General features: G+C 47.5%; 15 protein-coding genes. 2 read left to right on the top strand and 13 right to left on the bottom strand.

All coding sequences use genetic code 11. From position 1 onward, the window contains the following. Nucleotides 1-88: 88 nt before the first annotated feature. The 9 genes from prc to DEU29_RS01075 all read right to left on the bottom strand — a co-directional run bounded on the left by prc (nucleotide 89) and on the right by DEU29_RS01075 (nucleotide 8,801). A complete protein-coding gene (prc, locus tag DEU29_RS01115; protein ID WP_133538352.1) occupies nucleotides 89-2,164 on the bottom strand; it encodes a carboxy terminal-processing peptidase in 2,076 nt (691 codons plus the stop codon). Nucleotides 2,165-2,194: 30 nt separating this feature from the next. Further along, on the bottom strand, nucleotides 2,195-2,863 hold the full coding sequence (gene proQ / locus DEU29_RS01110) for an RNA chaperone ProQ (RefSeq protein ID WP_133538350.1): 669 nt from the start codon (nucleotides 2,861-2,863) through the stop codon (nucleotides 2,195-2,197). Beyond that, nucleotides 2,856-3,146 carry a hypothetical protein gene (locus tag DEU29_RS01105; protein WP_133538349.1) on the bottom strand — a complete coding sequence of 97 codons (291 nt, stop codon included), beginning with the start codon at nucleotides 3,144-3,146 and terminating at the stop codon, nucleotides 2,856-2,858. The genes proQ and DEU29_RS01105 overlap by 8 nt, the downstream gene beginning before the upstream one ends. Nucleotides 3,147-3,151: 5 nt before the next feature. After that, complete coding sequence (locus tag DEU29_RS01100) at nucleotides 3,152-3,622, bottom strand: GAF domain-containing protein (RefSeq protein ID WP_133538347.1); 471 nt, start codon at nucleotides 3,620-3,622, stop codon at nucleotides 3,152-3,154. Continuing rightward, nucleotides 3,622-3,930: a YeaC family protein gene (locus tag DEU29_RS01095; RefSeq protein WP_133538345.1), complete on the bottom strand. Its 309-nt coding sequence runs from the start codon at nucleotides 3,928-3,930 to the stop codon at nucleotides 3,622-3,624. Before DEU29_RS01095 ends, DEU29_RS01100 begins: the two co-directional genes overlap by 1 nt. Nucleotides 3,931-3,940: 10 nt before the next feature. Beyond that, nucleotides 3,941-4,270: a hypothetical protein gene (locus tag DEU29_RS01090; RefSeq protein WP_133538344.1), complete on the bottom strand. Its 330-nt coding sequence runs from the start codon at nucleotides 4,268-4,270 to the stop codon at nucleotides 3,941-3,943. Between the two features lie 138 nt (nucleotides 4,271-4,408). Next, nucleotides 4,409-6,088 (bottom strand): alanine/glycine:cation symporter family protein, encoded by a 1,680-nt coding sequence (locus DEU29_RS01085; RefSeq protein WP_133538343.1) that lies wholly within the window; start codon nucleotides 6,086-6,088, stop codon nucleotides 4,409-4,411. 51 nt (nucleotides 6,089-6,139) lie between these two features. Then, entirely contained in the window at nucleotides 6,140-7,267 is a 1,128-nt protein-coding gene (locus tag DEU29_RS01080; protein WP_133538342.1) for a M14 family metallopeptidase, read from the bottom strand. Between the two features lie 88 nt (nucleotides 7,268-7,355). Further along, a complete protein-coding gene (locus tag DEU29_RS01075) occupies nucleotides 7,356-8,801 on the bottom strand; it encodes a glyceraldehyde-3-phosphate dehydrogenase (RefSeq protein WP_133538341.1) in 1,446 nt (481 codons plus the stop codon). Nucleotides 8,802-8,914: 113 nt separating this feature from the next. On the opposite strand from DEU29_RS01075, the gene DEU29_RS01070 reads away from it, so the two are divergent. After that, the gene (locus tag DEU29_RS01070) at nucleotides 8,915-9,733 is read left to right on the top strand and encodes a DUF2989 domain-containing protein (protein WP_243734397.1); all 819 of its coding nucleotides are present in this window, start codon (nucleotides 8,915-8,917) and stop codon (nucleotides 9,731-9,733) included. Here the strand turns inward: DEU29_RS01070 and msrB are convergent. After that, nucleotides 9,708-10,124: a peptide-methionine (R)-S-oxide reductase MsrB gene (msrB, locus tag DEU29_RS01065; protein ID WP_133538340.1), complete on the bottom strand. Its 417-nt coding sequence runs from the start codon at nucleotides 10,122-10,124 to the stop codon at nucleotides 9,708-9,710. The genes DEU29_RS01070 and msrB overlap by 26 nt on opposite strands. 95 nt (nucleotides 10,125-10,219) lie before the next feature. On the opposite strand from msrB, the gene pyk reads away from it, so the two are divergent. Further along, nucleotides 10,220-11,650, top strand: coding sequence for a pyruvate kinase (gene pyk / locus DEU29_RS01060; protein ID WP_133538339.1), 1,431 nt, complete (start codon nucleotides 10,220-10,222; stop codon nucleotides 11,648-11,650). Nucleotides 11,651-11,666: 16 nt separating this feature from the next. Here pyk and DEU29_RS01055 read toward each other — a convergent pair whose 3' ends face one another. The 3 genes from DEU29_RS01055 to DEU29_RS01045 are packed head-to-tail and all read right to left on the bottom strand — an operon-like array spanning nucleotide 11,667 to nucleotide 14,428. Next, nucleotides 11,667-12,512, bottom strand: coding sequence for a DUF6279 family lipoprotein (locus tag DEU29_RS01055; RefSeq protein WP_133538338.1), 846 nt, complete (start codon nucleotides 12,510-12,512; stop codon nucleotides 11,667-11,669). Further along, nucleotides 12,513-13,340, bottom strand: a complete 828-nt coding sequence (locus DEU29_RS01050; protein WP_133538337.1) for a LytR/AlgR family response regulator transcription factor — start codon at nucleotides 13,338-13,340, stop codon at nucleotides 12,513-12,515. Beyond that, nucleotides 13,337-14,428, bottom strand: a complete 1,092-nt coding sequence (locus tag DEU29_RS01045; RefSeq protein WP_133538336.1) for a sensor histidine kinase — start codon at nucleotides 14,426-14,428, stop codon at nucleotides 13,337-13,339. The genes DEU29_RS01050 and DEU29_RS01045 overlap by 4 nt, the downstream gene beginning before the upstream one ends. Nucleotides 14,429-14,443: the final 15 nt, after the last annotated feature.

The following is a 14,443-nucleotide window of genomic DNA, read 5'->3' as shown; positions in this document are numbered from 1 at the left end:
ACCACAAAATGCCTTTGTTTGCCATTCAAACAACAAAAAACCGCCGTGAGTGGCGGTTTTTTAAACGATTTAAGCAGCGTCAATTTGGCTAACTCGCTTTATTACTTGCCAGTTTGGTCTCGTCAATATAATCAAAGCCAATTGCCATTGCTTGCTCCAGATACGGATCGACTTCTAGTATTTCCTCATCCAGCTCATCGATTGCATCGACTGAATCCAACGGTTCTTTGCCTAAGCGCGTTAAGCGGTCATTGATACGTTTTAACCGCAATGCCTTTTGCTCTTCCTGCTCAGCTTTGCGCGCATTAATATCCAGACTAACCCAAGTCTTATCCTGCTCAGCGCGAATTCGTTCGATATCATCAAAGATGTAGTCAAACTCCGGATCGTTCTCTATGCGCTCATTAGCTGCACGTTGCAGTTGCGGGAGTTCCTCCTCAGCAACTTGATTTACCGGCTTGTAAGGCGCTTTATCTATTTGGTCCCAGGGCAGCGCATTCTCTTCCTTGCTCTCGCCCCACTCTGAGGCCTCGACATAAGACGGTAACACGATGTCCGGCTGTACGCCTTTTAACTGGGTGCTACCGCCGTTTATGCGGTAAAACTTGGCAATAGTGTACTGCACACTACCGAGCGGCTCATCGAAAAAGTCAAAACGACGTGCCAGCCCGCGGTGCTGCTGAACAGTACCCTTGCCAAAGGTATTTTCACCTACAACGAGTGCACGCTCGTAATCCTGCATAGCGGCAGCAAAAATCTCCGAAGCCGAGGCACTGTAACGATCGACCATAACCACTAAAGGTCCATCGTAGTAAGTTTTGCCATCCCGATCTGAACTCACATCGACCTGACCGCGGCCATCACTGACCTGAACCACGGGACCTTGATCAATAAACAAACCCGTGAGATTAATCGACTCAGCCAGCGACCCCCCGCCGTTGCCGCGCAAGTCCACCATCACGCCTTCGACGTTTTCATCTTTGACTTGCTCAAGTAGTTCGCGGACATCGGCGGTTAAATTGTTATAGAAGCCCGGGATCTCGATAACTCCCATAGTACGACCTTGATAAGGCCCGTCATCCATGGTTTTAATATCAAGTTTTGCCTGACGGTCTTCCAATTTAACTTTATCGCGGGTTATTTCGACCACTTTCGGTGTGCCACCAGCGCCCTGCGATGCTTCCAGAATTTGCAGACGAACTTGTGTCCCTTTAGGTCCCTTGATCATATCGACTACGTCATCCAGTCGCATACCAATGACATCAACAAAATCTTCGGCGTCTTCACCAACGCCTTGCCCAACACCAATGATTTTATCTTCTGGTGAAAGCTCGTCAGTTTTATCCGCCGGACCACCAGGTACTAAACTGCGAATAACGGTGTAGTCATATTCTGACTGTAATACCGCACCGATACCCTCAAGTTCCAGGTTCATATTCTGACGGAATCGTTCAGAGTTTTGCGGTGACAAATAGCTGGTATGGGCTTCAACCGAGCGAGCGAAAGCATTTAACAGGGTTTGAAAAACATCTTCGCTTTTTGACTTGGTCAGACGATTCAATGCACTGTTGTAGCGTTTGCCCAGAGTTTCGACAATTTCCGGCCACTCTTTACCCGCTAGCTTTAAATTCAGTGCATCATATTTTACCCGCGCATACCATAGGTCGTTGAGCTCTTCTGTAGAGCTTGCCCATGGCTGTTCTTCGCGGTCGTAATAATACTTATCATCTGCGACGGTAAAATCCATCGGTTGTTCTTCATCAAGTAAAGATAGCGCGTATTCGTAGCGCTGAAAACGACGTTTGAGGCTGGTTTGGTAGAGGTCATAAGCCACATCCAACTCACCACTGCTTAACATGTCATCATAAAGCGTGGCATATTCTTGAGACGCTTCAATATCCGACTGCAACAAGAACATCTTGTTGTAATCGAGTAATTTTAAATAGCGCTCATGGATTTGCTCAGACAACGCATCGTTTAACGAAGGCTGCGAAAAATGATAGCGCGTAAAATACGCGGTTGCCCGCTCTGCGGCTGTATCGTGATGACTTTCTTGTTCTAGCTCCGGTAGCTCGCTGACTTGGTGAGCCGGAGGAATCGCCAACAGTGATGGTGATACCAGCATCAACGCCAGGGCGCTCTTTTTAAAAACCGAATACTTCACAGGCGACTCCTACCTCAAACTATTAAGTTACTACTCGGCAGCGACAAACACGTTTGCAATCTTAACTTTCATGCTCAAACCATTGTCTAACTGAACCTGAATATCGTCTTTGTCAATTTCAGTGACGGTAGCCGGCATTGGACTATTACCCGCCTTAACCTGAACCTGTTGACCTACACTCAGGCTATTAAGTTCCACATCGTTTAGTTTTGGGCTTGCTGCTGCTTTTGGCTTACTAGAAGGTTTACGTGCTTTTTTAGCAGACGGTTTATTACTCTTCGCAGGAACTTTAGCGCGTTGCACACGTTTTTCTTTTGCTGCATCGCTATCGGTTGCTTGTTCTTGTTTACGTGCTTTATTGCGTTCTGCAACTTTCGCTTTAGACTCTTTTAGCGATTCCTGCGCGTGTTGCTGATGCTCTTCAGTCACGGGCTCAACAGCACTGCCATCAAGGTCGATGCGTTGTTCGCCCTGCTTCACACTGTGTAAATAGCGCCAACTGTTGGTGTAATGGCGCAGCGCAGTGCGCAACCGCGTTTTGCTAACCATCGGGTCGTCTTCCAGACGTTTGGCTAAATCATCAAAGATGCCGATTTTTAGCGGTTTTGCATCACCTTTTACTGAAAAGCACTGAGGGAACTGTTCCGCTAAATAGGCGATAACATCTTTGCTTTTGGTTAGCTTAGCCGGTTCATTCATTCCAATCTTCTTCCTGTTCTCTAACAACTTTTAAAACGGATTTTACGTAATCGTCCATTTCTTCGAATTCTAAATCCAGTAACGCAGGTTCCTCAATCCAATCATACAGGGTTCTGCGTACCGCTTCTTCTAATTGCTCTAAACTATCAGATTCGTCCCGATAGTGGTTAATTAAATGCAGCATTTCATTGATATTGTCAGCCGCGTGTTCTTCATGGTCCTCAAAAAACCAAGTGTCCGTATGGCTGACCAAATACAAATGAATATCGAAGGACTCAAGCATAGATTTTACAACTGTGACCAATCAAGCTGCTGACAATATTCAGCTATCGCTGCGATTTGTGCAGCGTCCTGCTCAGAAAAACGCGCAATTTTCGGGCTATCAATATCTAAAACTGCAACCACCTTATCGTTAACGATAATTGGCGCCACGACTTCGCTATTAGACGCCGCGTCACACGCTATATGACCGCTAAACTGGTGCACGTCATCAACATGTTGCAATTGCTTTGTTGCTGCTGCTACGCCACACACACCTTTACCAAAGGCAATTCGCACGCAGGCAACCTTGCCTTGAAAAGGTCCCAGTACGAGCTCATCGTCGCTACGGCTAAAGTAAAACCCAGCCCAATTAATATCGGCCATACCATCAAAGATAATAGCACTGATGTTCGCTAAGTTGGCAATCAGGTCGGGTTCGTCTTCGGTAACTGCTTTGCACTGCAGTAATAAATCGCTGTGGCTATTTAGATCAAACATTAACTATCCCGGGTGTTGGATTGTTCATCATTCAGCGAAAAGCGCGCGATCGACTGCTCTGGCTTATCACTGTACTGCTGTTTCAATTCACGTTTTGACTTCATCAGCATCTGGCCGTCCGCGCCTATGCTCATGTGCTGATCGGAAGGAATATAACGAGCCTGGTAGGCCATCACCAATTGTAACGAATTCTCGCGTTGCTCCGCCGTTAATTTATTACCATCAGGCCAGCGTCCGGTCTCTACCGCAGCGACCAGACGGTCGTAGGTGTCACGGCTCATAGAGGCAACTAAATCGTCAAACTGCATGATGTCTCACTTACTTGCGTTTACGCTTAACAAATAATAACTGCACCCGGTTCACTACAAACCATAGCAGACCTGCCACCAATACGCCGACGGCGACGTTATACTGCCAGGTCTCAGGCATTGGTTGCTGCAAAAATAAATAAACAAAGCCGGCGATAGCTATCAGCAAAGCCAACATCGACCGCGATACCAGTTTATCCCGTTTCTCTTGCTGAATACGAATAAACTCACGCTCTAAATCCTGCTCAGAATGTCCGGCAAAGACAAACTGACAATGCGGACATTCTGTCGCTTTCGACGAGACACGTTTGCGACACGACGGGCACTGAGCTAAAGCCATAACATGCGGTTTCCTGCTTTCTGAAGGTCATCAATTTTGCGCAATCCCTGCAATATAAGGCTTTTAGCCATAATTTCAAGGGTAGTGCAGAATTAAAAACGGCCGGTCAACCGACCAGCCGTTTGCTTATTCCCTACCTTACTTCTTAGGTGGGTTTTCCTTATTAAAGTCCTGCCAGTACGATTTAACCGTACTCTTCATCTCTTTATGCAACAGGATCATGCCCAACAAGTTCGGCAGTGTCATTAATACAATCGCTACTGCGGATGCTGTCCAGACTAGGGTCGTATCGGCAAACGAAGCCCAGAAGAAACCGGCAACATAAATGATCCGATATGGCATAACGCCCTTCTGGCCAACCAGATAAACGACCGCCCTATCGCCGTAATAGGACCAGGCAATGGCTGTCGAGAACGCGAACATCAATAGCGTCAGCGGAATAATATACTGGCCATAGTCACCAAAGTAACCATTCGCAAAGGCTAGTGAAGTCAGCGCGGCAGAGTGAACCAACGACTTACCGACTACCTCAATGTCGTCTTTAATCAAATCACCGTTTTTGACATTAACGACACCCGTGTAAGCATCCTCACCGGCTACGATGAATCGCACATCCTCAGCTACTGAACGAGCATGCAGGATAGTAAACTCACCGTTGCTTTGCGCTTCACCGTCAATAACCTGAACCTGGCCATTGTAACGTTCGATAGTATTGTCAGATGTGTCATTGAGGTAGGCATAAAGCGCTTCGCGGTCCGCCTGTTCTTTATCGTTGTAATCACCAACAATAAATTCCAGATCGCTGCGGGCAAAGTTATTTTCAAACTTCTCAGTCCATACACCAGACGACAGGATAACCAGGCCGGTTAGCGTACAAATTAAGATGGTATCCAGAAATGGTTCCAAAATAGAAACCAAACCTTCTGATACGGGGTCTTTAGCACGTGCTGAGGCGTGCGCGATAGGCGCCGAACCCTGACCTGCTTCGTTCGAGAACAAGCCCCGGTTAACACCGCGGTTAAAGGCGTAGGCAAAGCTAGCACCCAAAAAGCCCCCTGCCGCTGCAGAGCCGGTGAATGCGTCACGGAATATCGACACGAACGATTCACCAATATTGTCAATATTGAAGAAGATGACACTTAGTGAACCGATCACATACAGCAAACCCATAATCGGTACGATCTTTGAGGTTACTGCTGCAATGCGTTTAATACCACCGATTATGACCATCGCCAACAGAATCGACAAGATTGCGCCGGTCCAGACCGGATCAATCTGAAACGTCTGTTCCATCGACTGTGCTATGTTGTTGATTTGCGGCATGTTGCCGGTACCAAATGAACTAACAATGGTTGCGATAGCAAAAATTACTGCCAGCCACTTCATATTCAAACGGCGATCCATGTAGTACATGGGGCCGCCCGCCATAGTGCCGTCTTCGGTCTTAACCCGGTATTTATGCGATAAGGTGACCTCCACAAACTTGGTGGTCATCCCCATAAACGCCGTCATCCACATCCAGAAGATAGCCGCTGGACCACCCAAAAATATGGCCAGCGCAACGCCACCGATATTACCGGTGCCTACAGTGCCCGATAACGCAGTTGACAAGGCCTGGAAGTGACTGGTATCACCCTCGGTACCCTTTTTGTCAAACTTACCGCCTAACACCTTCCAGGCATGGCGGAAGTAACGTACCTGAGGAAAACCAAGATACAATGTGAAAAACAAACCCACACCGAGTAAAAGAAACGGGAAATAAGCTGCAGAGCCTAAAAACCCGTCAATCCAGAGTAGAAAATTATTGAGCGCTTCCAACGTTAGCTCCCCTAGTTATTGTTATTGTTGCTGTTGGTTGTCTATCTATTATTAACGCAATTTAGGTGATACTGCCAACATTGCTGTTAAAACATCTTCACCTAAACGTTGGCAACGGGCTGTTGACCAACCAAAATCTTCGTCCGGTAAGTCCGCGTTATCCTTAAACGGCATTTCCAGCGTATAGGACAAACACTTAAAGCGCTCGCCAACCGCAGAATTAGCCACTGTCATATTAGCTTTACCGGGTTCGTCGCGTTCATAACCGTATTGTGTTTGAAATTCAGGCGTCGCAGCTAGTAACGCGGCCTTAAACGTGTCTTCCAGATCTTCGTGACGTTTATCGTACGAAGGAATACCTTCGCAACCGGCGACAAAGTTGTATGGTAATGCCTCATCACCATGTACATCCAGAAACATATCAACGCCTGTTTCCTGCATACGCTTGAGCACATAGAAAACTTCCGGGCTTTGTTCCAGGCTCGGCTCAGCCCATTCCCGGTTTAGATTGGTACCAACCGCATTGGTGCGCAAATGGCCACGAGCGCTGCCGTCGGGGTTCATATTCGGTACTACATAGAATACGTTTTGTTCCAGCAGCTTACGCGCGACACCGTCTTCGTCATCCAGCAAGCGCGCGATAAAGCCTTCCATAAACCATTCAGCCATGGTCTCGCCCGGATGTTGTCTTGCAGTGACCCAAATCGTGTTTTTATGCGCCGCCGGCTCACCGATAACCAGTAAGTTTAACTCACGTCCATCCAGCGTCTCGCCCAGTAGCTCATGATAGCAATCCACCGACTGCTGTGCTGACTGGATAAGGTCCTGGTGACGCTCGTAAGAATACGGAATAAAATACGCGTAGAATACAGACTCTTGCTCAGGCGTATGACGGATGGTCAAGTGCTTGCCGTCATAGTCGGTTGGCACGCGAAACCAGGTTTCACGGTCGTAAGATGCCAGTGCCTGGTAGCCTTTCCACCCGTCAGGGTAAGCAGCACCCGCCGCATTTTCTATGGTCATAACATGTTCTTCGCCTGCTTCACCGAATAACTTAAAGTGAAACCATTGATAGAAGTCTGATTGATGGTCTTTACGAATTGCTAGTCGGATGTCATCGGCTGAATCAGCTTTAATGACGTCAATATTACCGCTATCAAAATTAGCGTTAATGCGCATAAATGAATCCTTTAGTTAGTTCTAAATACTGCCTGGCGCAGAATAGAGACATGTAAAAAAGCGCCGTTTTAACGGCGCTTTTTTTGAATTATCGAGGTAAGCTGGGCACTTTTAGACCTGCCATCGCTTCTGCGACACGCACGACCTGACAGCTATAACCAAATTCATTGTCATACCACACATACAGCACCGCGCGGTCGTCTTCAACGATAGTAGCCTGAGAGTCGACAATGCCGGCGTAACGTGAACCGACCAGATCTGAAGATACGATTTCGGTCGATGCGGTATAATCGATCTGATTTTCTAGCTCTGAGTGGAGCGCAGTATCGCGAAGATACGCGTTTAGCTCGTCACGGCTAGTCGGCTTAGCCAAATTCAAATTCATAATGGCCATGGATACGTTCGGGGTCGGCACTCGAATGGCATTACCCGTTAACTTACCTTTAAGTTCCGGTAACGCTTTCGCTACGGCTTTAGCTGCGCCGGTAGAGGTAATAACCATGTTCAGAGGCGCAGAACGACCGCGACGCTCGGCTTTATGATAGTTATCAATCAAGTTCTGGTCATTCGTGTACGAATGCACGGTTTCGACATGGCCGTTATTAATACCAAACTCATCGTTCAGAGCCTTTAATACCGGCGTAATTGCGTTGGTGGTGCAAGATGCGGCGGACACGATACGGTCGCCATCAGTGATGTCTTTGTCATTAACACCAAATACGATGTTTTTGATATCGCCCTTCGACGGCGCTGTTAGCAAAACTTTGGCTACGCCTTTTGATTTTAGGTGCAAGCCGAGGCCATCTTCGTCTTTCCAGATACCCGTATTATCAATAACGATGGCGTTATCGATACCGTATTGCGTGTAATCAACTTGATCAGGGCCGTCTGAATAAATAACCCGAATACTGGTGCCATTGGCTTTTATGCTGTTGTTTTCTTTATCAACAGTAATCGAGCCGTTAAACTGACCATGAATCGAGTCACGGCGCAGCAAACTGGCGCGTTTTTCCAAATCACCTTCACGTCCACCACGTACAACGATTGCACGCAGACGCATTTTGTTATTAGCCCCGTTGCGCTCAATCAGTAACCGTGCCAATAACCGACCGATACGGCCAAAGCCATACAAAACCACATCACGAGGTTCAATGCTATCGGCAACATCGACAATGTCGCTCAATTCACGACGAATGTAATCTTCAACCGACAAACCATCGTCTTTGCCGGCAAACAAATAACCATAAGCTAATTTACCCAAGTCCACACGACCCGGCGCTAATTGCATTTTCGCCATCGCTTCTAAAAACGGGAAACTCTCGCGCAAACGGACCTTCTGGCCTTCATAACGACGGATCAGGCGATGTGCCTTAATGATATTAATGGTATCGACGTTCAATAATGAACGGCCATAAACCAAGATCTCGACACCAAAATTGCGGTATAATTTGCCAATCAATGGCTGCATTAACTCGGCATATTCCTGGCGTTCTTGCCAGCTCGACAGCGTTGGATCTTGCTGAGTTGAGTTCATTAGCTCTGTCCTCGTTCTGTGGTAAGCTTAGGAAAATTCGGCGCTATTGTACTGAAAAGCTGGCTCTATAGCCAATCCAAACGAAGTAAAAGTTCGATTAGATGAGTAGCAACATGCAAAGATGGATGAACAAATTAGCGCTGTTAAGCTTAACCGCGCTGCTGGGACTAACTGCCTGCGGAGAACGGATGCCCACTGTCCGCGAGATGTGTGACCAGGACCCAGGCTTGTGCGCTGATCTTAACGAGGACAACTGGTGTCGTGCGGAACGGCGTCAGCTGATCATCTCCCGCTATGCCAACAAGCTGCAAGAGATTCCGGAAAATCAGTATTATTTACTCAAAGATTTGCAAAAATACTCGCAATGCATTGAGTTGGCGTCGGGCATCGAGCACCGTAAACTCAAGTCAAAACAGTCTCATCGTATCGAGGCTTATTTAAATAGCCTGGACGCAATTAAGGCTTTGGCGGATAAAACGGCAACCAGCGATGCACCTTTGTTACTGTATTGGCACTGGGCTAACCGCAGCGATACCGACGCTTTAGAGCAACTGTTAGCGCTGGAAAACACCAAAGCAATGCAATCTCACGAGTTGCAATTTGCGCTGGCGACGTACTATGCCAAGCAAGATCAAGACAAAGTACTGTCGCATCTATACAACGCCTTGCGTCTATACACGCCCGAGCAACGCTTTAACGTTGAAATACCCGAGTCACTGGTAACCTACTATTTATCGCGGGAAGACGTTAAAAATGCTTACATCTGGGCTCGAGTAGCCATCGCATTCGGTTCTGAAACAATGAACGAACAGCAGATGCGAACCATCGTTAACGCCTCCGATGATCAGTACGACGACTGGCAGGATTTGGCCGAAAACATCGTAGATGAGATCGAGGACGGCGAGTTTAAACGTCGTCCTGATGCGTCATAGCGACTGAATTAATACAGTAACGCTGTCCGGTGTCGGTTGGTCCGTCATCAAACACATGGCCCAGATGGCCGCCGCACCGACTGCAAACAATTTCTGTTCGCACCATACCGTGGCTCATGTCGCGGCGATGCTCAACCGCACCCTCTATCGCTTGATCAAAGCTGGGCCAGCCGCAATGTGCATCAAATTGGTGATCGGCCTTAAAAATTGGCTGTCCGCAGCCGGCGCATAAATAATTGCCTTGTTTATCCAGACTTAAGTATTTGCCGCTACCGGGCCGCTCAGTACCCTGCTGTCGCAGTATGTAATAAGCTTCATCGGACAAACGTTCACGCCACTGTTCATCACTCAACTGTTGCCATTCGGGATCTTTGTTATCACTTTTCGACATAAACACTCCTTTAGACTTACTTCTGACATCACCGCTATGCTAGACTTTTTATACAACAATAAAACACTTTCACCTAATTGCTTGCTGGAGTTCGCATGCTACGCCGCACAAAAATTGTTACGACACTAGGTCCCGCGACCGATCAATCCGACGTTCTGGAACAACTCATTTTGGCTGGTGCCAATGTTGTACGACTGAATTTTTCTCATGGTAGCGCAGATGAGCAAAAGCAACGCGCCGCTAATGTGCGCAAAATTGCCAAGAAGTTAAATGCTCACGTTGCGATACTCGGCGACTTGCAGGGTCCAAAAATTCGCATCGCACGGTTTAAAAACGACAAAGTCGAATTAAAACTGGGACAGGAGTTTACCCTGGATGCAGAATTTGATCCCAAGGGCGGCGACAACAACATCGTTGGTCTTGATTACAAAGAACTACCGCAGGATGTTAGCAGCGGCGATATTTTATTGCTGGACGATGGTCGCATCCGCCTTAAAGTGGATTATATCGACGGCAGTGCTGTGCACACCAAAGTTACCGTAGCCGGTACTTTATCTAATAACAAAGGCATCAACCGTCTGGGTGGCGGCCTGTCGGCAAAAGCGTTGACAGAAAAAGATTATAGCGATATTAAAACCGCAGCCGAGATCGGTGTTGATTATCTCGCGGTATCGTTCCCGCGTTGTGGCGAAGACCTTAACGAGGCTCGTCAATTACTACGCCAGGCCGGCGGTAAGGGCGTTATCTGTGCCAAAATCGAACGAGCCGAGGCTGTTGCCAGTGAACATGCGCTGGACGACGTCATTCGGGCATCTGATGCTGTAATGGTCGCCCGCGGCGACTTAGGTGTCGAAATTGGTGATGCGCAATTGGTTGGTAAGCAAAAACAAATCATTTCGCGCGCTCGCCAGTTAAATAAAGTAGTCATCACCGCGACGCAGATGATGGAGTCGATGATCGAAAATCCGATGCCGACTCGGGCAGAAGTTATGGACGTTGCAAATGCCGTACTCGACGGCACTGACGCTGTCATGTTGTCTGCCGAAACGGCTGCCGGTAAATTCCCGGTAGAAACGGTCAAAGCCATGGCGGAAATCTGTCTGGGCGCCGAAGAGCATCCGAGTGCACAGTTACGCCACGATGATTTAGAAGAGAGTTTTAGCAGTATTTCAGAAGCTGCAGCAATGTCAGCTATGTATGCTGCAACCCACTTAACCGGCGTTAAGGCCATTATCGCACTGACTGAGTCAGGCTTTACGGCTAAATTGATGTCACGTATTACCTCGCACTTACCGGTGTTTTCGCTATCCCGTCACCCGGATAGCCGCAATAAATGTGCGCTGTATCGCGGCGTTTACCCGGTCAACTTCGATTCGACCAGCAGCAAACAACCTATTTTGGATGCCGTTGAGCTGATCAAATCGCTGGGCCATGTCAATAAAGGTGATTTAGTCATCCTGACACACGGCGACGTAATGGAAACCGTTGGTTCCAGCAACACCTGCAAGATCATCGAAGTTCGCTAACGCACTCCCTGTTAACTTACTTATCAGCAAAATCCGCAATCAGGTCGTCGAGCAACGCTAAGTACTCGTCGGCCTTTTCAAGTAACCGTTGCCGCTGTTGATCCGTTAATGATTGATGCAGTTTCCACAAATACTTGTGCCGCACCGCCGTGCGCACTTCAGTGTAGTCTTTGTGTGCTTGCGAACGCAGTTGTCGTGGCTCTACTATCAATGCATTAATCGCGTCCATATCCATGGGTTCAGACAATAGCGCATCAGCAAACTCATCATTCCACCGCGCTCGATAATTCAGCCAGTAACCGCCCGTGGGACGTTCACGCACCCATTGCCGAACAATCGTTTGCTGCTGTTCGGTAATACTGCCGGTCCAATCTTTAATGCGCTCCTCGCGACGGCTGACGCGATCAATCTGTTCTAACAATTCACTCTGTGCTTCTTCCTGCTCTTCCTCGCGCTGTTCTTCCAGCTTGCTTTGCATAGCGTCGATTAACGCCTCACGCTGGCTCACCGACAGCTGCTGCAGCAAGTCGGCATGCTCAGCCACTCGCTGTTGAACCGTCGCCCAAAAGCCCCATAATTTATTTTCAACCCGATCAATATCGTCATAAACTAAGGTGTTTTCGGCTATTTTGGTGCGTAATTGAGCCAGTTCCTCGCGGTATTTAGGCAGTTCATTTTGCGCATGCCAGACGTGAAGCTCGTCAATAATGGTGCTAACCTGCTGTTGCTGGTCATCGTTTAACTCAACATAATCGTCCAGTTGCCACTCAACAAAGGTATCAGCAAACCGATAGCCCAGCTGGGCAGTACAGCCGGTTAGCAGCAGTGTTATGGTAATGCAGGTAATCAGCAGTCGTTTCATCTAGCTCAATATCAGTTGTTTTATACGGTCCTTATAACTACGGCTGACTTTTAGATTTTGACCATTTTTTAATACCAGGTGATATTCACCATTGTGACGGGTACAGAGTTTTTCGACCTGATCAATATTGACGATGGCCGAGCGATGCACTCGCTGAAAACGATTTGGATTGAGCTCCTGCTCTAATTCTTTCATGGTGCGACGCAGAATAAAGGTCTCTCCGGCAGCATGAATGCACATATAGTCGCCGGCTGCATCAACCCACTCGATACTATTAACCGGTACCCGGGTAATTTCGCCGCTATCTTTAATAGCGATATGCTCCGGATATCGATTCAACTCCGAAATATCCGCCCCACGGGCAAGTTGCTCAAGAATCGCGTCGCCCTGTTGCCCGGTCACCTCAGAAACTAAATTAACCAGCTTTTGCTGTGTTTTTTGGTAGCTGTTAGGCGCTAGCTCTTGTTGCACCCGTTCCAGCGTCTCCGCCAACCGTTCCTCATCTACGGGCTTCAGCAAATAGTCCAGTGCACGAACCTCAAATGCGCGAATAGCGTAGTGGTCAAAGGCAGTAACAAAAACCACCGCGGGCAGATTATCGACTCTTTGTTGTAATTCACGTAACAATTCAAAGCCATTGAGACCGGGCATTTGAATATCAACAAAAACGACATCCGGCGATAGCTCAACAATTTGTTCAAGTGCGTCGCGACTATTACCCGACTCACCAATTAGCTGCACTTGCTCAAACGGCTCTAAGCGCAAAGCAAGCCCTTTACGTGCCAACGATTCATCGTCAACAATAAACGCTTTTAGTGGCGGCTTCATGGATTCTCCAAGGTTTCGTAAGGCAGTTTAATTTCGACACAAAGGCCCTGCGGCTGATTGCGCTTCATGGTCAGGTTAAACCGTTTACCATAAAGTGCATGTAGACGGTCGCGTGTATTCTGCAGACCGACACCTGAATTTTTTAATAATAATTCGGGATGCTCCGGCGCTTCCGGGCCATTATCACATAGCCGAATAAGGAGTTCGTTTTGGTGTTGCCAGGCTTGCAATTGCAATACGCCCACGGTTTCGACTTTGGCAATGGCATACTTTATCGCATTTTCAATCAACGGCTGTAACAATAAACTTGGTACCAGCGCGACCTTTGCCTCATCAGATAACTCAACCTGTATATCAAGCCGCTCGTCAAACCGGACCTTCTCGATATCCAGGTACAACATCAACGCATCCACTTCTTTTTGTAGCGTGATTTTCTTGATGGGGTCGTTATCCAATGAAAAGCGCAAAAAGTGGCTTAAGCGGTTGACCATCTTATTCGCGACATCGTTTTCTTTAACCATGATCAATGTCGAAATGGCATTTAAGCTATTGAATAAAAAATGCGGGTTAAGCTGATAACGCAACATTTTAAGTTGCGCCTGATGCGCACGCGATGATGCCAATAACGCCTTTTGGCGCTCACTCTGCAGCATTTGGTAATACTTAATACCAAAATACAGACCGCTCCAGCTTAAAATAATATAAAACTTAGCCAGATTATTTTTAAAGTAGAAAAAACTGCTGTCAGGCCGAAAGCCAAATTTATAGATTTCCCAGTAAGTCGCATTGTCAATAACTGCCCACACGGAGGCACAGACATAGGACGTGCTGATAACCACCAACATCAGCCAGATAGGATGCAGTTCCCAGATACGTTGATAAAGATAGCGCAGTGGAATGGTCAGTAAAAAACCGGCGTAAGCGCCCAATAACAAGACGATGGTATAGATATCGCGCATCTCGTGCATTAACGAGCCGATATAATTGACTAGCGCATAACCTGCCCAGCCGCCAATTTGCAGCACCCAAAACGACCGGTTGCGGTGTTCAAACAACGAGCCAGCCAAAAACCGATCGATAACTGCCATAATACCTCTGATTTA

The organism is Idiomarina aquatica, from assembly GCF_004362895.1.
GTDB lineage: Bacteria > Pseudomonadota > Gammaproteobacteria > Enterobacterales > Alteromonadaceae > Idiomarina.
This window is presented reverse-complemented; position numbering and strand designations above follow the sequence as displayed.